14 protein-coding genes are annotated in these 22176 nt (G+C 52.8%); all 14 read right to left on the reverse strand.

Features of this window, described 5'->3' with window-relative positions; genetic code table 11:
- Nucleotides 1–481: 481 nt before the first annotated feature.
- On the reverse strand, nt 482–1552 hold the full coding sequence (locus DQG23_RS31250) for a bifunctional 3-deoxy-7-phosphoheptulonate synthase/chorismate mutase (protein ID WP_113034962.1): 1071 nt from the start codon (nt 1550–1552) through the stop codon (nt 482–484).
- Nucleotides 1553–1815: 263 nt separating this feature from the next.
- Entirely contained in the window at nt 1816–2160 is a 345-nt protein-coding gene (locus DQG23_RS31255; RefSeq protein ID WP_192894659.1) for a response regulator, read from the reverse strand.
- Between the two features lie 99 nt (nt 2161–2259).
- The gene (locus DQG23_RS31260) at nt 2260–3393 is read right to left on the reverse strand and encodes a response regulator (protein ID WP_113034964.1); all 1134 of its coding nucleotides are present in this window, start codon (nt 3391–3393) and stop codon (nt 2260–2262) included.
- 295 nt (nt 3394–3688) lie between these two features.
- Nucleotides 3689–4834: a response regulator gene (locus DQG23_RS31265; RefSeq protein WP_113034965.1), complete on the reverse strand. Its 1146-nt coding sequence runs from the start codon at nt 4832–4834 to the stop codon at nt 3689–3691.
- Between the two features lie 222 nt (nt 4835–5056).
- On the reverse strand, nt 5057–8104 hold the full coding sequence (locus DQG23_RS31270; RefSeq protein ID WP_113034966.1) for a hybrid sensor histidine kinase/response regulator: 3048 nt from the start codon (nt 8102–8104) through the stop codon (nt 5057–5059).
- Between the two features lie 171 nt (nt 8105–8275).
- Nucleotides 8276–9730, reverse strand: coding sequence for an arylsulfatase (locus DQG23_RS31275; RefSeq protein WP_113034967.1), 1455 nt, complete (start codon nt 9728–9730; stop codon nt 8276–8278).
- Entirely contained in the window at nt 9730–10878 is a 1149-nt protein-coding gene (locus DQG23_RS31280) for an SGNH/GDSL hydrolase family protein (protein WP_113034968.1), read from the reverse strand. Before DQG23_RS31280 ends, DQG23_RS31275 begins: the two co-directional genes overlap by 1 nt.
- Before the next feature lie 162 nt (nt 10879–11040).
- Nucleotides 11041–12273, reverse strand: coding sequence for a Gfo/Idh/MocA family protein (locus tag DQG23_RS31285; RefSeq protein ID WP_238178129.1), 1233 nt, complete (start codon nt 12271–12273; stop codon nt 11041–11043).
- Nucleotides 12274–12311: 38 nt separating this feature from the next.
- On the reverse strand, nt 12312–14759 hold the full coding sequence (locus tag DQG23_RS31290) for a hypothetical protein (protein WP_113034970.1): 2448 nt from the start codon (nt 14757–14759) through the stop codon (nt 12312–12314).
- A 30-nt stretch (nt 14760–14789) separates the two neighbouring features.
- The gene (locus DQG23_RS31295) at nt 14790–15617 is read right to left on the reverse strand and encodes a carbohydrate ABC transporter permease (protein ID WP_113035052.1); all 828 of its coding nucleotides are present in this window, start codon (nt 15615–15617) and stop codon (nt 14790–14792) included.
- A 111-nt stretch (nt 15618–15728) separates the two neighbouring features.
- Nucleotides 15729–16631 (reverse strand): ABC transporter permease, encoded by a 903-nt coding sequence (locus DQG23_RS31300; protein WP_113034971.1) that lies wholly within the window; start codon nt 16629–16631, stop codon nt 15729–15731.
- Between the two features lie 93 nt (nt 16632–16724).
- Nucleotides 16725–18407 (reverse strand): extracellular solute-binding protein, encoded by a 1683-nt coding sequence (locus DQG23_RS31305; RefSeq protein WP_113034972.1) that lies wholly within the window; start codon nt 18405–18407, stop codon nt 16725–16727.
- Between the two features lie 119 nt (nt 18408–18526).
- Complete coding sequence (locus tag DQG23_RS31310; protein WP_113034973.1) at nt 18527–20269, reverse strand: response regulator transcription factor; 1743 nt, start codon at nt 20267–20269, stop codon at nt 18527–18529.
- Nucleotides 20241–22013: a sensor histidine kinase gene (locus DQG23_RS31315; RefSeq protein ID WP_113034974.1), complete on the reverse strand. Its 1773-nt coding sequence runs from the start codon at nt 22011–22013 to the stop codon at nt 20241–20243. The genes DQG23_RS31310 and DQG23_RS31315 overlap by 29 nt, the downstream gene beginning before the upstream one ends.
- Nucleotides 22014–22176 lie beyond the last annotated feature (163 nt).

Here is a 22176-nt window from a genome sequence, read left to right on the forward strand (position 1 = left end):
CTACTATACAGAGGGTGCTCGTACTATTCAAAGCCGAAATCTTAGCACCTACAGGAATGCTAATAGTAAGGCAAACGAAATTGATAATTGCGTTTGCCTCACTAGTGAGCGAGAACGAGCATTTTACCTGTGAAATAGTGCGGACAGCCTCATTAACAATAAGGTTTTCTCCACTAAGCACGGGCCATGCCTAACAATTTCACTCTCCGTGGTTGCTTCTTAGCCGTGTCTTCATCAATTAGACTGGATCGCGTACTAGCTGGCGAACTGTCGATGCAGGCAGACAAGCGGACGATATGAGTAAACGGAATGTGCTAAGTGGGTTGAGCGACTGAGTAGGCGGAATGTGCTGAGTGGGATGAGCGACTGAGTAGGCGGAATGTGCTAAGTGGGAGGAGCGACTGAGTAGACGGTATGTGCTAAGTGGGATGAGTGACTGAGTTGGCGGAATTTACTGAGTGGGATAAGTGAGCGAAATTTTTCAAAGCAATCCCGACTTCTTGACCTCCGCCAAAAAACGCGCGAACTCTTCGAAATTTAGCTGCTGTGCGGCGTCCGACAATGCCGTTGCCGGATCCGGATGCACCTCGACCATAATGCCGTCAGCGCCTGCCGCCAATGCTGCCTTGGCGCAGGCCGCCATAATATCTTTTCGGCCGGTGGAATGCGTAACGTCGACAAGAACCGGGAGATGGCTTTCCTGCTTCAGAATCGGCACGGCGGATATGTCGAGCGTATTTCGAGTCGCTTTTTCGTATGTGCGAATGCCTCTTTCGATCAGCATCACTTGCGTATTGCCCCGAGATACGATATATTCCGCGGCGTGAAGAAATTCGTCCAGCGTCGCCGCCAGCCCGCGTTTCAGGAGGATCGGTTTGCGCACGTCGCCCGCCGCTTTGAGCAGCTCGAAGTTTTGCATATTTCTTGCGCCGATCTGGATGACATCGATATAATCGCAGGCCAAAGGGATATGGGAGGGATCGACAATTTCGCTGATCGTTTTCAATCCGAACTCGCTTCCCGCCTCTTTCAGGATCTTCAGTCCCTCCACTCCAAGCCCTTGGAAATCATATGGGGATGTTCTCGGCTTGAACGCGCCGCCGCGCATAACGGAAATGCCGGTTTGCTTTAGCACCGATGCCACCTGCCGCACCTGCTCAAGGCTCTCGACCGAACAGGGGCCGGCTATCAGGACAGGCTTTCCGTCTCCGATCGCGATACCGTCCAACTGAACGATAGTATCCTCTCTCCGCTTTTTGCGGCTTACCAATAAATGCTTGATATGCTCTTCCTGCTGCAGGGTTAAGGACGCCTGAAAAATTTGCTTGAACAAATGCCGGACGGTTTCATGGCTGAAAGGCCCTTTATTGCTCGCAACCAGCTCGTCAAGCATATCCCTCTCCCTCACGGGATCGAACCTGGGGACACCTTGCTTTTCCTTCTCCCGTCCGATCGCTTGGACAATGCGCGCCCGTTCCGAAAGCAGCTCCAGCAGCTGAAGATTAATCTTATCCAGTTGACTGCGCATTTGCTTCAAATTTTTTGGGGCCATACCCTTCTCTCCTTGTAATCAAAATCGGTAATTCGATGCGTCGCCTTTAACTACTTTATGAAAGACTTTACTGAACATGTGCCGCAAATGAAAAGCTCCGCCCCGATCGAATGCCTGCACAGCTTCGGGTAGGCCGAAGTGCGCAGGGCGCATCGCACGCTTCGGGCGTTTCGGGCGCATGGTGCATCTCCATTGGGAGCGTCAGCGGCGTCTTGACCTTGAAGCTCCCGTCAATGCCGGGAAGGTTTAACCAGTTTTTTCAACTATAAAACTTTTTTAACCGCCGCAATAACCCGATCCTTCTGGATCGGTTTCACGATAAAGTCCATTGCCCCTGCCCGTATGGCGCGAATAACCATTTCTTGCTGCCCCATTGCCGAACACATGATTACCTTCGCCTGGGGATCGATTTTCTTTATTGCTGCAAGCGCATCTACGCCATCCATCTCCGGCATGGTTATATCCATCGTAACTACATCGGGTTTGACCTGCTTATACAGCTGCACGGCTTCTTCTCCATTCGCTGCTTCAGCCACGATTTCAAAACCCTCCGATTTGAGGATTTCCTTCATCATCGTTCTCATAAAAACCGCATCGTCGACTACCATAATTTTTGTCACGGCTGTTATTGCACCTCCTTGGCATGAAGTATATCTATATGCATAGTTACCTGCGGCCTTGCTCACGTTCTGCGAAGATATGAGCCGTTATGTCCGCTTATCCCGGCTTTCGGACTGGAGCGCATTTATCCGCTCCTTCATCGCTTTAGGCAGTTCGATCCCCATTTCCTTGAGGTAAGTCACCTCAAACCTGGCGAAATGTCTCGTTAGTTTATCCGTGCTTCCGCTTTGCGCATAAACGTCGAGCAGAAGCTGATTCATCTCCTCGTCCAAAGGGTACAGCGCCAAATAAGCGCCAAGCCTTTGCTCCGCCTGGCTCCACCGCCCTTCCGCCGATTCGCGCCGGACAAGGCCGCCTACCAGGGAAGCATATTGCTTGCTGCAGGTTTCTTCCAGCCCGGCCTTCCAGAGATAGTCCTTGTTCTCAAGCAGCGGCCCCTTGTATAACGAGCTGAGCCTTTCCGCCCATGCGGGCTCTCTTTCCTTCCCTTCAGACGTTAAAGCAAACGTTTGAAATGCGAGCGCGTCGTACTCCCAGCCGAACGTTTCCAAAATATAACCGGCATTCGTCTTCAGCACGTCCATGCCTATTTCTTGCTCCTTGAGTATTTTTTTGAGCCGGTACACCGTATTGTGCAAATTATGCGACGCTCGCTCCTCGCTCATATCCGGCCATAACATATCGGCGAGCTGCCATTTGCCGATATCTTTGCCCGGGTGGCATAAGAAATAAGCGAACAGCTCCTCCGTTTTGCGGGTCGGCCACCGGACGAGCTCACCGTCCGGACTTCGCACTTCGAAGCCTCCGAAGCATGTTACCGAGGCGGCGCGCTTTTCCTTTTTGACAGGCAGTGCTTGTTGACGCTCCTTGACCAGACGGTTCGTGACGCGCTCGATTGCCGCAGCCGTTACGGGCTTCAAAATATAATCGAAGGCATACACATGAAAAGCATCCAAAGCATATTGCTTATGCGCCGTCGTAAAAACGATTTTCGTCCGCTCCGACATCTCGTTGATTTTATGCGCGAGCTCGAGTACGTTCATGAGCGGCATCTCCACATCCAGAAACGCGACGTCCGGCTTAAGCTCGGCCATATGCGACAGCGCCTCGAACGGACTCATGAACGCCCCGGCTATCGAGTAATTCGGGTTCCGGCCGATGACGACCTTCATTAGCTCCAGAATCGGTTTTTCGTCATCCACGATCACAACGTTAAACATGTCCGTCTCTCCTTTGGTGAACCGGGTCGGTCGTTTCCTGACATCGATGATGAAGAGGTCGACATCGCGGCGCTCCGCAAGCTTGTCCAGCGCTTCCCTGGCTGATAACCTTTCCGATCGCCGATCGCCGCCATATCCGTTACTCTATCCTATCATCACGAACTCTCAAAAAACTCACAGTTTTTCGGCCGTCCTATTCATTTGGCTGAACAAACTTTAGGCAAAAGGAAAGAACCTCCAAACCCGCATGAGGCGGAATGGAAGGCTCTCTCTGGCTGACAATCCGCCGCGCTCCCTATTTGCAGCACTCTTCATAAAGCTTCAAGGTGAGCTCCGACGGCTTGATTTGCAGTTCCTCGAGCTTATCGGTAAGCCGGTGGTAAACCGAGTGCACCAAATAATTTTTCCCGAGACCGTTATAGCTTTTCATCAACAAACGATAAGCTTCTTCATCGTAAGGAGAACGTTCGATGGCAAGCTCCGCGGTCTCTGCAACTTTATCATATTCCCCGCTTTCCCAGTAAAATCCGCCAAGAGCAAGCCGCCATTCCGCCGCCGTTCTCTCGAGCAGCTCCGCGTCATAGTCCGCCCATAAGTAATCCTCGTCCTTCAGCAGAGGTCCCTTATGGAAGAGAAGTGCCCGTTCAATGTCCCTTGGAGTCGGTTTTTCCAGCTGCTTTAATTCCTGCAAATGCTTCTTGAAGGACGGTACGTCTACATCAACCCGGTCTTTGTCCAGGAAATACCGTTCGTTCTCGTATTTGACGATCCCGTCGAGATCAATTTGCTTCAAATGCTTGCGCAGCAGGCTGACGGAGGTATGCAAATAAACCTTGGCTTTATCGAAATTTTCCTCCGGCCATAAATCTTCGATAATCTGATCGCGATGGGCGCGATATTCGTTTCGCGAGGCGAGATACGCCAGCAATTCCTTCTCCTTATTCGTTCGCCATCGGATGCCCGACTTGCCCTCGATGCCCGCCGAATATTGTCCCATTAACCGGATCGTGAGCCGGGGAGCCTCCGCGAGGGAAGGAACGGCGTTATTTGCCGCCAAACCTGCGCCCCCTCTATGCCTGTCCAGCTCCTTGTAAATCCGCGAGACCGTCTTCACCAGCCTCTCCATCTCAAGCGGCTTCAATATGTAATCGATCGCAGCCAGCTCGAATGCGGATATCGCGTATTGGTCGTAAGCCGTTACAAAAATGATGCGTACGTCCGACCGGTCGTTTCTCAGCCTTTCGGCCAGTTCGATTCCGTTCATCTCCGGCATCTCGATATCGAGGAACAGCACATCGGGCTTCAGGCTCTCCAATTGCCGGATCGCGTCGAATCCGTTGTTCGAGCGGCCGATGACCTCGACACCGCCGATCCTCTCGAGGAAAAGCTCCAAAATATTGAGCGCATGCTCTTCGTCGTCGACTAGAAACGCTTGAATCACTTTTCTCTCCCCTGTCCCGGCAGCCTGACCGTATTCTGCCGAATGATCATGATTGTTGTCCTATAGTCCAGAGCTTTTTGCACCGATGCCGGTCTTGAGCCGTTAAAATCATGGCCAATGAAAATATCCCCTACACGACACCATCATACCGACGACTGCTTAACAAACGCTTAACAAGCCGGCGGCGGGAATGCGGCCCGTTCAAGCACGGTTCGTGCTATATCAAGAAGAATAAACCAGCGGAAGCCAAATCGTAACCGTCGTGCCCTTGCCCTTCTCGCTCTCCACGACAGGCGGCTTTCCCGTCATATGCGCCACGCGGCGCATAATATTGCGGAAGCCGACGCCATGCTCCCGCCTGCCGCTATCCAGAATGGCGCTCACTTGCTCGGGCGTCATGCCCGTGCCGTCGTCCTCGACGACGACTCGGACGTATTCGCCGTCCTTCTTGATCGTCAGCTTGACGGTTCCCCCGCTGAGCTTCTTGGATACGCCATGCCGGATGGCGTTCTCGACCAACGGTTCGATCGTCAGCGGCATCACTTGGCATCCGTACAGCTCCTTGTCGACATCGACCTCGAAGCGCACGCGATCGCCGAAACGTGCCTGCTCGATATCGGCGTATGCCTGGATCAGCTCCATTTCCTTGCTCAGCTTGACGGTTTCCTCCGTATTGTCGAGATGAAAGATGATGCGAAGATATCGGCTGAAGATGCTGAGCAATTCCCCGGCACGAACGCCGTCCGTGTAACAAAGAGACATGATCGTGCCTAGAGCGTTGTACAGAAAATGCGGCTTGATTTGAGAACGCAGGAAGGCCATCTCGTTAACGGCCGCTTCCTTGACCAAACGCTTCATCGACAACAGCGTGTTGATCCGCACCCTGATTTCCCCCGGATCGAGCGGCCTCGTTACGAAGTCGCTTCCGCCGGCAGCAATGCCGGCTTCAATCTCCGCAGAAGTCCAGCGGGAGCTGATCAGCAGAATCGGCAGCTCCGCCTGCGTAAAATGGTCGCGAATGCGCCGGCATAACTCGTAGCCGTTTTCATCCGGCAGCATAACGTCCAGCAGCACAAGATCCGGCCGGTCCATGCGGGTCACCCGGGAGTAGGCCTCTTTATTGGTGCCGGCGCAGCTAGCCTCGAAGCCTTCCGTCGTCAGCATGCCGTACAGATGCTCGACGTCGACCGGATCCGCGGAAGCGATCAGGATTTTCGCGGTTTTTCCCGCAGTGCTCTTCGATTCGAATAAATCCGCCAATACCGGCTGCTGCGGCTCCCCGTCGTCATTGGCCGGTATTTCTTCCGTCGCGCCGTCGTGATCGGCTGCAGGCATAAAAACCTCCACCCCCTCCGCGCTAGGGATGAATGTGCCTTCCATTAACTCGACGAGTTCTTTCGCAACGGATAATCCTACGGAAAATCCGCCGGTCTCCGCCGTTTCTTCGGCTTCCGCGTCCGGAGCCCGCTGAGCCGGACCCGACAGCCCGTTTTCCGCATGGATGCGAATGCCGACCATCTCCCCTTTCCTCCCGCTGCCGATAACCACGCTGCCGTCTTGATTATGCTTTAGGCTGAAATTAAGCGCATTGTAGAGAACCTGCATTAACCGCTTTTCATCCGCGTACACGTATCTGGCCTCGGGATCGATCCGGGAAATGAGCTGCGTGTTTTTTCCTTTGGCCATATAACCGAAAACCTCCATCACAACGGACACGCAAGTAGCAAGATCGACGGCTCTCCTCTCCACCGGAAGCTTGCCGTCCTTAATCCGCACGGAGTCGATAATATCGTTGACCATATTGGACATGCGGTAAGCCGTATTTCGGATCATTTGCAGCTTATCCTTCAATTCTTTCTCGGACGATTTCTTGAACGGCTCCTTCAGCAAAGCCCGTGAAACGTTCATAATGCCGTTGAGCGGCGTATTCAGTTCATGGGACGTAATGAGCAAAAATTCGTCCTTCATACGGTCGGCCAGCTGAAGCTGCTTGGTCAGCTTTTTCATGGCGGTATACGTCCCGACAAACTGATGAATGAGCAGCATCGATATAAAAATGAGAAACAAGAGGACCGCAACATAGTTCAGCAGCCTTGTGGTCATGATCTGGTTGCCCAGAATGACGTTAATGCCAAGCAGCAGAAGAGACCAAGCCGCCGCAAAGTAAAACTGGAATTGGCGTTTGTCCAATAAGCCGTAACGCTCACGGACATAAGAGGTAAGAAGGTAACCGACCAAGACCAAGTAGATGAACGTAATTCCCGCGTACAGAATGTCTTGTATCCCCGAATATATCCGAAACGGCAGAAAAACAACTCCGATGCAATAAACGGTCAGAATCAATGCGTAAACGAAAAACAGTATGCGAATGCGCGATTGCCGGACCAGACTCCAGGAGATATAGAAAAGAAGGGCCGGCGCCATAAACGTCGAAATCACTTTTATTTTAAAGGCCACTTCAAAAGAAACGGCCGGCAAAAGCTGCAAAAACAATCGTTCTCCGTTCGTAAAGATGCTCACCGTGAAGAAGAGGAAAAAGCTTCCGAACAAGAGAAGTAAGGAATCCCGATGAAACCATATATACAAGCTGATATTGATCAAGGCAAATATAAGCAAAACAATCGTTCCCATAATTTCAAGGCCGGTCAGAAACGTTTTTTGGATCTGCATCTCCTTGCCGAGTCCAAACACGAGAGAATCCGTTATTCCGCCGTTCTTGAAGTCGAAATTGGACACCTGCAGCAAAACTTCGAGCTCTCCCGAACGCGATTGAAAATACGCGGCATAAGGAACGTTGCGGGGCGTATAACGGTCTTTGGAGACCCCCGTTTCCCCCGATTCTCCGACCAGCGCACCGTCGATATACAGCTTGTCCGCAAACCGCGCGTAATTTTTGGCGATCGCAAGCGACATCCCCACCGGGGCATTTTTGATGACGAGCCGATAGGTGCCGAACCCATTGCCCCGCATCGTTCCGCCTTCGCCGTCCTGCAGCCCGTCCCATTTTCCCGGAACTTGAATGTAGCTTCGGGCCTTCTCCGTTATTTCGGAGCTTCCCGGTTCGAGCAGACGACTGGCATAAAACTCCCACTCACCGTCCAAAGACATCAAGCTGTTATTGTCATAGTCCCAGCCGCTTAAATCCAAAACCCCGCGGCTCACCGACATCTCGCTCCGGTCGGACGTCATTGTCAGCCACATGACATATCCAAAGCAGACGGTCAGCAGGAGGAGACATATCAGAAACTTATCCTTGACCAAACGCCCCACTTGTTTCACCCTCCCAGCTGCGTCTTCTCATTGTACGGCAAAACGCTTAACAAACTCTAAATTGCGTCCCGCAAACTCAAAAAGAAGCTCAAGCTAATAGTAGCCCGAGCTTCCGCTATTTATCAATATAGGATGCATATTTCATGCCGAGGAGCGCATTTCTATCTAACCTTAGCCGTCACGCCGAGGCATCACAGGCGAATATGGACGACCTGCGATCAACCGCCCGCCATCGGTAAATCCTTCCGGACGATCCTTCAGCACCTCGATCAACAGCCTCCGCCAATCGTTCATCCTTTCCGCGGCCTGCTCTTTAACGGAAAGCTCCCGGCATTCATTCGGATCTTCCGCCAAATGAAAAAACTGCTCCCTGCCGTCATTCGCGAACCAAATGTATTTTTCCTTGCCGTCGGTCAGCGTATGATGCGTATATTGTTTTTCCAGCGCCCCTTCGCCTTGTTCGATGTGAAGGTAGGAGCGCCACTCCGTCTGCTCTCCCCGCAGCAGGGGAAGCAGGCTCATCCCATCGACTGTTTCAGGAATGTCCAGTCCCGCCATGTCAAGTATGGTCGGCATAATATCTTCCAGACATACCGGATTGTCGATGACGGTTCCAGGCCGAATGCCGTAGTGCTCGGGAGCGCGAATCAACAGCGGAATTCGTACGGACGGTTCGTAGGGCAGGCTTTTTTTCCAAAAATAATGATCGCCGAGCATTTCGCCGTGATCGCTTGTAAAAATAACGACGGTATCGCGGTTATCCACGGCCGAACCGAATAAAAATCTGCGAATTTGATCGTCGACATGATTGATCAGCCCATAGTAGCCCGCTCTTGCAGAACGCAGCGCTTCGCCGCGCAAATCGACGTTCGTGCTTGCAGGTCCTCTGCCCTTGCCTCCGCCGATAGGCGGCTCGGCCCAATCCCCAATGACCGGCTCATGCGGTTCTTGCCGCAAATACCTGTCCATGTAAAAAGCCGGAGGAATTAACGGCGGATGAGGAGCCAGGAAGGAAACGGTCAGAAAATAAGGACAGGAGGGATCACGATCTTGCAAAAAGCGCAAAGCTTCATTGACCGTCCAATTCGTCTGATGCAGCGCCTCGTCCAGATGCCAGTGACGCGCCGTCCAATCGCTGTTCATCACGCCTGTACCGTAATAATCCCCTGTGCCGGGATGCTCGCCCGAAGGCATATACGTTTCGATCGGCACTTTTTTCCGCAGCCAACGATCGTAATCCAAAGTACCCAGAACCATATGATCGTAGCCGTATCGTTTGCGTTCCGGATGCTGGTGCATCGTTCTGCCGGCCAAATACGTCTGATAACCTGCCTTTTTCAAATGCGTAGGAAGACTCAAAGCGGGATCCCAGTCCGAAACATGATCCCGGTACCCAACCATCCCGTGAGTAGACGGGAACTGGCCGGAAAGCAGCGACCTTCTCGCCGGAATGCATACGGGACATGTCGTATAACATTTGCTGAACCTAGCTCCGCTTCCCGCTATATGATCCATGTTGGGCGTCAGCAGTACCGGATGATTTTCGATGCTCAGGCAATCGCCGCGCTGCTGATCGGTCATAATCAAGATTATGTTCGGTCTTTTTATTGAAGCTTCGGCGTTCATTAATTCCTCCCTTCCTGCTCGCCGCAAAATGTCTGCAGCTGCAGAAAAGACTTTACAAGTTCGCGGATCGTCAGTTCAAGCGATTTCGCCATTCGCTGAAAGCCAAGATCGGTCGGATGAATGCCGTCGACGGTGCACTCGCTAAAATCGTCTCCAAGCAGTTTAGAGCCGTCGTAGAAATGGATATTGGCGTCCCCTTCCTTCGTAAACCGCTCAACCGTTTCCTGCTGCACCTGTTTACAGCCTTCTCGCATGTGCAGCATGCCTTCATCGAAGCGTTCCTTCGCATAGCGTATTTTGGAGACTACCAAAATCGGCACGACTGGGTGGCTTTCTCGCAATATGCGGATAAAAGCCGGTAAAGTCGACGCCATATGCTCGACAGATGCTACGTTCGCTTCGTAGTCCAAAACGAACAGGGCCGGATCGGCGATTTCAGCAATCGTCCGGGCGAGCTCCGGCTCCCCTTTGCCATTGCCGGAAAAGCCGAGATTGACGAATTCGAGCGGAATGGCACGACTCAAAATCGCCGGATACGCCATACCAGGACGCGAGGCACAGCCCCCTTGCAGAATCGACGTACCGTAAAGTACGACCGGTTTGGCGCACGCGAAACCGGGAGCCTCGCTCAAATCGGCATCCAGATCGATGCCGATCCATACTTCATCGACTCCTTGATACAAAGGGAAGTAAAGCGTTATACAGTATTCGCGTTTCATCTGCCAGTCATAGAATAGCGCTTCATAGTCAGCTTTCGCAGGATCGAAACGGGCCGTTCCCCAAAATTGCTCGCTGCCGGGCTCGCCAAGATAGCAATCGAAGCCGCGCTCTCCGGTCGCGGCCATATGATACACGCCTCCCGATCCCGATAGCTTAACCTTGATCGAAAGACTTGAAGAATTCGTGCGAAAGCGGATTTGCCCGCCTGCGGTACAATCTGCCAGCATATCGACTGCTTCAGGCAGGGGATCAGCCGGAGAAACCGGGAGGCGGCGGTACCTGCCTTCCTTGGCGATCCAAGGAAAACCGGCGATTTGAAATGGCTGTTCGAATGGAGACAGCCACTTTAGCGACGTATTTATACTATTCTCAACGTTCATATTCTTGTCGAGTTCTCTGACGTCGATCTTTTTTGCTTGCCCGGACATGAGCGTTCATCTCCTGCATCTGATCGTTTTTGCATTAGGAGTCAAACGTGCGTTCCCTATTAGAGCGTCTTCAAACCTAATATAACCATAACAAAATATATCGTCTTCTCATAGGAGAATTTTACCATGTTTTGGGATTGATTTATAGTTTGAAGACACGCTCTAAACGGATTCATCCACACGGTCCAGCCTATATCGGCCGGCCGGACCCGGAGAACGGCCGATCCATTTGCCTTTTGTGAAATCGGGAATCGCGACAGGAGCGCTGCCCAGCGCTATCGAATTTTCGGACAATACGGTAATCGCCATCCAAACGGCGGTATCGTAGACGTCGATCGGCGTATCCGCCCGGTTTCGTATACTTTCTATGAATGCGCGGAGCACCAGATAATCCATGCCGCCGTGACCGCCTTGTACCCCTTCCTTCAAAAATCGCTTCCAGATCGGATGCTCATACTGATCGCGATAGGTGTCGAAAGGCTCCCACTGGTGCTCAGGGCTTCTTCCTTCGATATGGATCGAATTGTTGTCCTCCATCCAGAGCCCCTTCGTTCCCTGTACCCTCCCCGCCCGGGAATAGGGACGAGGCAGCGTCGTATCGTGAATCATTTGGACGGTTTCGCCGCCCGCGCATTTGATCATCGTCGTCACGATATCGCCCTGGGCGAATTTCGTTTTGGCCAACGGGTCATTTTCGCCGAACCTGTCCGCCGCCCATTCCCGAATGCCACACGCCTTCGAGGACATCGAGGTCAAGGTCATCAGTCTGTTTCCTCGGTTAACGTCCAACATTTTCGATACCGGACCGAGTCCGTGAATCGGGTACAGCTCGCCGTTGCGGTGCAAATAATTGCGATACCGGTTATGCCGATTCCGTTCGCCGAGCGCGACTTCGCTTCGCAGGTCGTGCTCATAGCCGCACTGGCAGTGGACCAGCTCGCCAAGCAGCCCCTTCTTCACCATGTGGAGAACGGCAAGCTCCTCCCGTCCGTAACAGCAATTTTCCAGCAGCATGCAGGGCACCCCCGTTTGCTCCGATGTTCGGACCAACTCCCAGCACTCTTCCAGCGAAGCGGCTCCGCCAACCTCCATACCTGCATATTTGCCAGCTTTCATTGCCGCGATAGCGATTTCCGCATGCGTATTCCAGGTCGAGGCGATAATAACGCCTTGTATATCGCCGCGCGCAAGCAGCTGCCTATAATCCGAGTACCCTTCCCCATTTGGACGTCCCGCCTGTTTCATAATGTCCAGTCCTGTCTGCAGCCGATCCTCGTAAAGCTCGCAGACGGCCGTCACCTCCACATCGTCCATGGCCAGAAGGCATTGGAGCAAGCCGCTTCCCCTCTCCCCCAATCCGATTACGCCCAATTTAACCGTAGATCGCGTCTGCACGAGTTTATCCCTGCCTTTCAATTACGTACCCTGAAATTCTATCCATTCTCCTCAAGTACAACGGAAAGCCGGATCTCGCGATCCGATTCGCCGGGAAGCAGCGTGAAGGTCAATTTATTCCCTTCCACGCCCAGCGAAGAAACGATGTCCGCCCCGCAAGTGACCGAATGTGCCGCTTGACATACCCGATACGGCACCTCCAGCTCCAAAGTCAGCTTGCACTTTGCCACCCGGCCCGGCAAAACGGCCTTTAATTCAAGCTTTTCCGCTGAGAGGCGGGTCACTGCGAATGACAATGTGCCGCTGTTGGTTCTTGCTCCGCTCACCTCTACCGTCTTACCGGTATCGAGCCAGTCCCGCGGAATGCACGGCAGCAGATGCAGCTCGTCCTCAGTCAGCATATATAAGCTGTTGCTTATCATTTCGATCAGCCGCCCGTTGCCGCTGCCGTTCGGCTGCCAAGGAGACAGCCACGGGAGCTGCGGACAATACCTTTCATGGGTGTGAAGCGTATCTAGTGTAGTCGAGAAAGCCAGGGTCGAATAAAAATAACGCAGCGCCTTCTCACGTTTGCCCTGCATAGCCCAAGTCCGGTGCCAAATCCTTTCCGAGGCGTTGACGTAATACAAATCGACGTCTCCCTCTGCGTATTCCTTCTGCAGCCGGCCCAATTCGGCATCTTCCATTTGATCCATCTTGCATGCGAATAAATCGGTCAGCCTGCCCGAAATCCGCATAAAATGCTCAAGCTCGGCTACGCGCCCGTCATCCGGGGCCAAAAGCCCGTATTCCAGCAGATTGATCGGACCGTCGACAGCGTAAATGCCGACATCACGGCCCGGTTCCGCGTATAGTTCGTTTGCGATCCAGCGTATGTTTTCTCCCTGCGGGTACATATGCGTCGCCCGATCGACGGCATTCAGGATGCACGTGCGGTAATCCTCCGCCTCCGCCATCCACCGCTCCGCTTCCGGATGGCCGATTTCCCGCAGTGCCCGGGCGATCCAGTAATAACCGTACCAGGTTATCGTATCGGTAAAGAAAAAGTAACCTCTGTTCGGCCAGTCGTGCGGTCTTCCCGGAGTCAGAAGCCCGTAATGGCGTGCTTCCCCTCCCAACCCTGAAGCCGATTTCTTCGTGGCGGCCCGTTCGTTCGCCACCCAAGCGCATGCCTTCAACACCGGCTCCAGCACGGCATACAGCCACTCGCGATCATGCGTCAGCCAGAAGTGGCTCGCGACCATGCCGAGAACCGAGCCTGTCTCCGACATCCAATGGATTTTGGCGCGAAACGAGCCTTCGGAAGAAGCGATATCGCCGTCGGGTCCAATGCTGCTTTCCTGAGTCGACATAAAATATCGGAGCGCTTTTTCCGTCAAATGCCCGTATCCCATCCGGTCTAGCGTCCGCAAATAAGCGGACACCTCCCACGAATAAACCTCGGAAAAGTCGTGAAATCCTCCCTGTCCGGGGATGATTTGCGAGCCGTCGGGAAGCTCGGTCATTAATTGGAAATGATTCGTTCTTATCGTATCGAACACGTCCTGAACGATACGTTCGGGAATACGCACCGTCATGCCGCCTTTAAGCGTATCGCTCCACATTTGACGGCAGGCGGCAATCGCCTCGCCGGCTCCGAACAGCTGCGCTCCACATTCCGGTTTCACGGCTTCAGCCGCAGCCGTATCGGGAAGTTCGCTGCGCTCCGTCCTGCCGGCCGCCGCGGCATCCGGCCGTTCCGAAAAATCCGGGTATAACGCCTGGAGCGATATACGTTTCGATTGACCCGGTGCTAGCGCAGCGGCGAACTTCAAAGCATTGGCGAAAAGAACCTGCTCACCTTCTCCTGTAAGTGCGGCTTTCGTACCGCCATCGGCCGCAAAACGGAGAAGCTCCCGCCCGGCGGCATCCTTTGCAATCCCTGTACAAGAATGCTCCGCCGCATCCGCAGAATCGTCCCTTCCAGCGGTTACCGAAGCGATTTGTCCGCGCCGCCACGCATCCTCTACGGTCTCGAACGGAATATAATCCTCATTGTCGTGCCGATAAAGCGCGTCATGGACGGTATCGATCGCAAGTACATGCACAAACGCCTGCTTCTCCAGCGTCGGATGTAAATTCGTGAGATCTAGATACATGTGCACCGAGCCGTTCCCATCCGGACCATTCGTCGTTAGCGCGGTCAAGCGATATTCGATCGCTGTGTCCCGATAAGTTAGCTTCGCGACGGGCAGCTCGGGAGAGAGGAGCGATTGCTCCATACCGCGATAGTCGATCATTTGCGGCCGTTCCTCCTCCAAAGAGGCGATCGCGAAGCCGTATCCCCTTCGAATCGGGCCATATCTGCCAAGGGCGTCCCTTAGCAGCAGCGTCATATCGGGACGCACCTCAACAAGCGTTCGGTCGAGCGGCCTGTGAATGAAAATCCTTTTGCTCCGCGGGCGCGGGTATAAACCGGAAATGGAATGCCAGTTCGGTTCTCTCATCTTTGTTCATATCTCCTCTCCACAAACCGTTCATTCTTTCACGCTGCCAAGCACGATCCCTTTGACGAAATATTTTTGCAATAACGGGTAAACAAGCAAGATCGGCAAAGCCCCCAAAAAGATTTGCGCCGCTTTGGCCGTACGGTCGGATATTTGGGCCAGCGACATCCAATCGTTCCCCTTCATGGTCGTCATCGTTTTATCGATCACGACAGTTTGCAGGTAGCTGGAAAGCGGATAGCGCTCAGGCGAATTCATCAGAATGAGTCCGTCGAACCAGGAATTCCAATGCCCCACCAGAGTGAACAAAGCGATTGTCGCCAGCGCCGGCATCGAAAGCGGAACGTAAATGCTCCACAGCACTTTCCAGTGCCCCGCCCCGTCCATGAAGGCCGACTCCTCGATTTCCTTCGGCAATCCGCGGAAAAAGTTCAGCAGCAAAATGACGCTAAACACGGGGACCGCGCCGGGCAGCACCAGCGCCCAAATCGAATCGAGCAGTCCGGTCATCCTGATCGTCATATACCATGGAATGAGACCGCCGCCGAACAAGATCGTAAACACGAAAAACCATGCATAAACCGTCCGGTAACGAAACGCCGACACCTCTTTGGACAGCGGGTATGCTGCGAGCAGCGTAAACAGCATGTTGATAGCCAGTCCAAGCGCCGCCCGCTTCAACGTAATGCCGAAGGAGCGAAGAAACTCCGGCTTTTGCAAAATAAATTCATACGATTTCGTCGTAAAGTCGACCGGCCATAATTTCACAAGCCCCGCCGTCGCCGCAGGACTTGAGCTGAGGGAAACGGCCAGCACGTGGATGAGCGGAAACAAGCATAGAAAGGAGAGTGTGATCATGAATATATAATTAAAAATGATGAAGCTTTGTCTGCCTAACGTCCTTTGATATCGCAAAACGGTCCCTTCCTTTCTTTCGCCTGTCGGTTAGTCGGCCGTACAATATATCCTTTAGAAAATTCTGTAGTTGGCGAGCCGGTAAGCCAGAAAGTAAGAGATCGAAATCAACACCAAAGAGACGGCAGATTTGAGCAGCCCTACTGCGGTGGCCACACCGAATTTGAATTCCACAAGCCCAAGCCGGTAAATGAGCGTGTCCAGTACGTCTCCGGTCTCATAAACGACCGGACTAAGCAAATTGTAAATCTGGTCGAAACCGGCATTGAGTACGCTCCCCAAGCTTAATGTCATAAGCAGGACGATAATCGGGCGCATGCCGGGAAGCGTAATATGCCAGGTTTGCTTCCATCGGTTCGCTCCGTCGACGAGCGCCGCTTCATAAAGCGACGGATTGATGCTCGTTAATGCGGCCAAATAAACGATCGTGCTGAAACCGAACTCTTTCCACACGTCTGAAGTGACAAGCACGGTGCGGAACCAATCGTTATCGCCGAGAAAGAAAATCGGCTTGACTCCGAACGTGCCGAGCATCTGGTTGACGATTCCTTGGGACGGCGACAAAATATCGATCAGGATTCCCCCAAGAATGACCCAAGATAAAAAATGCGGCAAATAGATGAGCGTCTGGATGCCTCTCTTGACAAATTTCCCGGCAATTTCGTTCAGCAATATCGAAATCGTAATCGGCACGATCTGATTCGCAATAATTTTCAGCACCGCAATCCAGAACGTATTCCATAACACCTGGGTCACATTGGGCATCAGCAGCACGTAACGGAAGTTGTCCAAACCGTTCCACTCCGAGTGGAATATGCCTTTGGCCGGTATAAATTTCTGAAAGGCGATCACCACGCCCGCCATCGGGATGTAGCTGTATACAATCAATATAATGACGCTGGGCAGCAGCATTAGATGCAGCGGCAGCTCGCGCAGCCTTCTTCGCTTCGTTTCCATCCTAATCCGTCCTATCTATATCGGATTTAAACATGAAGGAGGGGAAAGGCGGGATCGTCCCTTCCTTCCCCCTCCATGCCGATTATTTGCGGCTTATTGCTTGGCTTTCCAATCGTTTACTTCCTTCGTCACCTGCTCGCCGCCCAGCTTGTTCCAGTTGGCTGCAAATTCGTCGAACGAATCGATTGGCGCCGCGCCCATAATGATTTTCGTAAATTGTTCGACTTCCATTTTACCGAGCGTCGGTATTTTATCGCCCATCGACGGCGTCGGCGCGCCGAAAAACTCATCCCTTTGAAAACCGTTATTCGTAAAATAATGATGAAGCAGCGACTGGGAGCCACCTGGTCCGAATACTCGCGTATACCCCCATCCGGATATGTCGCCTTGATTCATAAATTTGTCGACCGCCTCGTAGTATACCTTGTTGCTCTCCACCTTCATCTTCGACGTATCTTTCGTTTCGAGCGCTCCTTTCACATCAAGGTATGCATCGATATTCGACGTAACGGATGACGACTTCACGATCGAGAACCGGTAAAATTCCATGCCGTCCTTGTAGCTGAACGTCTCTCTCGTATTGGGGTCGAGACATTGACGCAAGTAATAATTCATCAATTTGACGACGACTTCCGGATTTTTGAAGTTTTTCTTGACCACATAATATTCTACGGTGCCGAGACCGATTTGCGGCTTCGCCGGCTTACCATCGATCGAAGGAAGCGGATAAGCCTTCCAATCCATCTCCGGATTCAGGTTCTTGCCGTCCTGAAGCGGGAAGAGAGACGCCCACATTTCGCCGAAAAACATGCCCAGCTTCCCTGACGTTAAGGACTCGGCAAGCTTATTGCCGTCCCGTACGCCGAATTCGCTGTCGATCTGCCCCTTTTTGTACATTTCATTCAGCTTGGCCAGCGCCGCTTTCATCTCCGGTTGAACGCCGCCGTAAACCAGCTTGCCTGAAGCATCCTTGACCCATTTGCCGGGATAAACATGGTAGCCGTTGAAGAAGCCTTCCAGAGTGCCCATATGGCCATAAAGGCCTTTCGTCGCGCCAAGTCCGAACGTATCGTTCTTCTGATTGCCGTCCGGATCCTGAGTGGTGAACGCTTCTGCAATCGCAAATACGTCCTGCATCGTTTTCGGCTCCGGCAAATTCAGCTTTTTGAGCCAATCGGTGCGTACCCATAGAAGCGGAGCCTGATCGTAGCCGGAAGCCGTAAAAGGCAGCGCAAGCAGCTTTCCGTTTAACGTAGCGGCCCTCATCGACGCCCCTCCGTCTTTCTCCAAATACTCCTTGGTGACCGGAGATGCATACTGCTGGTAAACGTCGGTCAAATCGGCAAGCTGACCGGCATCCGCGAGCTGCTGCAGCTGCGTCGCATTGACTGCCATAACGTCCGGCAGCTGGCCGGAAGCGATCGTCAGGTTCAGCTTCTGCTCGTACTGGTCCGACGTCCACAAATATTTGACCTTCATGCCGAGATCTTGCTCGTACCCTTTCGTCCATACGTTGTTTTCCATCGTTTGGTCGCTCGGAAACTTCCACGCGCTGTTCATTTCGCGAACGGACGTTACCTCGATCGGAGGGTCGTACTTGCCGAACGGATCGGGCTTTTCCGCCGCTTTGGCCGGTTCTTTCGAGGCGGCTGCGGAACCTGTTCCCGGGCTGTTTCCGGGTTTGACATCCCCGTTATTTCCGCTGCACGCTACGAGCAGCATGGACGAGCTTAGCATGGCTGCGATCCCTGTAGACAAAACTTTTCTGAATCTCAAAGCGCTTTCCCCCTTGTTTGGAATGATGACTTCCTGTAACTATCATAAGTCCCGGCCCGCGGCTCCAACTACGGGATTCTGTTATCTTCCCTTGACTTCTGTCTACCTCTTTGCCGTTCTTATTGCTCCCCGCGAACGTGCTGATAAGCGGCATCGCGGAACTGCTGCGGAGTCACCTGAAACATTTTTTTGAAGTATCGGGTAAAATAAGGCGCCGCTTCATAGCCGATCGCAGACGCTATTTCGTGAATTTTCATCGTAGTATCGGATAAAAGATGCTTCGCCTTCTTCATACGCTGCTCGATAATGAAATCGAACAGCATCGTGCCGGTTGTCCGTTTATATAAACGAGACAAATAGGTCGGACTATGGTTGACGAGCGAAGCCAATCTGGTGAGCGACAATTCCTCCTCCAGATGGTTCTGAATGTATTGGTTGATAAAAGCGATCAGCTTTTGCGCAGGCTCCTGCTGATTGTTTTCTTTAAACTCGAAAAGAAGCTCGGCTACCCGCGCGAAGTAACCTACCGCCTCTGCCCATGAACGGTGCCGGTCGTACCGGGCAAGCTTCCCGGCGTCCATTCTCATCGCAAACTCGTAAAATAATCCGAATCGGTTCAGCTTGGCCGCGAAAAATATCGACAATGTATAATAAATCTCCGTCAAATCGGACGGTTTCGGTGCGCCGGCAGCTTGCGTCAATTCATAATAGAGCTGCAAAAAGGACTCCTTCTGCCCGCTTTCCAGATAGCTTTCCAGCATATTGAGCTGCTTGTTCAGATTTCGCGAATCGTAAGCCGTCTGTAAACCGCTTTCGGAATCGCCGCCATCCCGTTCCGCCATATGGCCTTCTTTCAAAAGAAGCTCGCGGTCGAACCCGAATCCCCGGCCCAGAAGCAACTTCAAATTGGCGGCTTTCGCGCCGGCCCCCTTCCACAAGCAAGGACCGTCGCTCATCGCGAACGAAAGCGAAAGCTTGAGCAGCGACCTGCTCGTTTCCTGAGCTGCCTCCGCTATGGTGTATATTCTGGATATCAGGTTGCGCCATATGATATCGGAATCGGCCCTATTCAAGGAAGCGGCGTCCGCCGCTTTCTCCTCCCGTGCGGCTTGCTCAGGAGAAACGCCGGTCTCAAGCTCTTTCGGTTGAATAAACCAGATGACGTTACCGCCTTCCAATTCGACGGAAATGAAAGCGGCCGAAGGAGACATATATTCGGCGACGATATTCTGCACGGCATACAGCATCAGTTGCCGGTCTGCCGCAGACAGCTCGCATGCACCTTCGTCGATCCGCCCCAGCATCATATAAACCGGAATATCCGAAGCTAAAGAAATTTCCAGCCTTTCGAAATGTTTGGCAAGCTCGTCCGCCGCCGGTCCGTCCCCATGCAGAAAAGCAAGGAAAAACTGCTGACGAAGTACGGGCTCCGCCACTTGAAGCTTCATCGTTGCCTTGCGAAGATGATTTTCCGCCTGCCGCTGCATGCCGATTTCGACTAAAGCCTTCTCTACCGAGCGAACGATCATGTCGTCATCCTTGTTTTTCAGCAAATAATCGACGACGCCTCCCGTGCGGATCGCTTGCTGCGCATAAGTAAAATCATTGTATCCCGTCAGGAAAACCACTCTGCAGCGGGGCCAGCGGATCAGTGCCTGCTTATACAGCTCGATGCCGGTCATGCCCGGCATGCGGATGTCCGAGAGCAGCAGGTCGATGCGCGTCGACTCGAGCAGCTCCAGCGCCTTTGTAACCTTGTACGCCCGATAAACCTCCAAATCGAGATGTGCGGTATTGCGAAACAGGCCGTACAGGTTATCCACGATGATGGGTTCATCGTCCACGATCAATAGACGGTACATGGTCGTTTCCCTCTTCCATTGGTATATAAATGCTGACGAGCAGCCCTCCACGCTCTCCTTGCGCAATATCGATTCCGCCCCGCGGCCCGTACTTCAGCTGCAAGCGGCGGTGCACATTGACGATGCCCGTGCTCTCGCCGTTCGTTTCCTCGTGCCGCAGCTTCTGCATCAGCTGCCGCGCCGCCTCCGGAGACAAGCCGGGGCCGTTATCCTCCACTTCGATGCGCAGCCTGTCGTTTTCGCTCCGAAATCGGATATCCAGCTTCCCGTGCTCCATGATTTCTCCGAGCCCATGTTGGTAAGCGTTCTCCAAAACAGGCTGCAAAATCAATCGCGGCACGGACACATCCGCATATGCATCCGGGAGCAAATCGAACGCGACATCGATACGTCCCGCGAATCTTATGCTTTGAATTTCCACGTAAGACCGGGAATGGCTTATTTCCGTCTCCAGATCGACCTCATCTTGAGCGTCGCGTGTAATGTATTGGAAATAGTCGCCGAGATTTCTCGATACGATTTCCGCTTTTTCGTTATCGTACGATTGGATCAGCCGGTGCAGAATGAAGAAGCTGTTGTACAAAAAATGCGGGTTGATCTGCGCTTGAAGCTGTTTCAGCTCCGAACGCTGCAGCCTGATTTTCTGCACGTAAAGCTCGTCGATCAGCGTCTTCAAATTTTTCACCATCGCTTCGAACTGCCTGAACAGGTACCCGAATTCGTCCTGATTATTATGGCGGATTGACAGGTTGAAATTGCCCGCCTCCACGCTGCGGAATTGCTTCACGAGCACACGTAAAGGACGGTGAATGAGCAAATAGATGCCGTACGAAAATAAAATCAGAATTACGACCGAGCAGCCCGCCAGCAGCCAAAACCATGTTTGATACGATTTTAAGGTTCCGATCAGCTTTTCCTCGGGAATGTAAACGACCAGCGTCGCTTCCAGAGCCGACGATTTCTCGTACGTCGCAAGGTAACGCTTGTTCCCGATGCTTAAGGTTTCGGTCGGCTTCTCCCACTCTTTTCCGTCGCGCAGCTGCCGCAGCCGTTCGTTCTGCAGTAGCATCGGATTGCTGAGTCCGCCGGCTATTTCCCAGTTTCCGCTGAATAACACGCTTCCTCCGTCCGGATGGAAGCGAGCCAGCGCGTTTTTCAGCTCAGGCTGCGACAGCTCCACAATGAGATTGAATGTCGGCTCCTTGCCCGGAGCGCGAAAAAAAGGATACGTAAAATTTAAAAACAGCCTCTCCCGCCAATAGGTAATCGGGTAGGCTTGTCTGGAAATCGCTCCGGTAAGCTCCGCGATTTGATCCTTGGGTACCGGATCGCCGCCGGCCGACGATGCGGCGATCAACCGATCGTCACGGGGAATGTAAATAATAACGTCCTCAATATAGACGCTGGAGTCCTTCAGGATTCTTGCTTTGCTTTGAAGCCGGTTAATCGCTTGAGTACGCTCGTAAGCCGGCATGATGCCGGCGATCGTGCCCAGCTTCAGCAAATCCTCGTCGCCGATGTATTCCTGCTGGACTTTCGTGATCCTTTTGATTTCCTTCTCGAGCGCGTCGAAATAATTGTGTACCTGCGAAACGGTTGCGGTTGAGATTTGATGGCGGACCTCACCCTTTCCCAGCTCGTTTAGCACGAGACTTAGCGCCGACAGCGGCGTCATAATGGCGAGGAAGGTCACGATCAGCTTGGGGAATATGGACCATCTGCGGAAACTCATGTTACGAAACATAACGCATCACCCGGTTCTTCACTCCGTGTTGGAGTATAAAATTTGCTTCATCGTAACACATGAGGCATGTCGTTGGAATGAGCGGAATTAACCGGGATAACGGACTGCTGTCGTCATCTGACAAGCCGAGCAAAAAATTCCTTGCATCAAGGATAAACGCCAG

This window comes from Paenibacillus contaminans (genome assembly GCF_003285015.1).
Classification (GTDB): domain Bacteria; phylum Bacillota; class Bacilli; order Paenibacillales; family NBRC-103111; genus Paenibacillus_V; species Paenibacillus_V contaminans.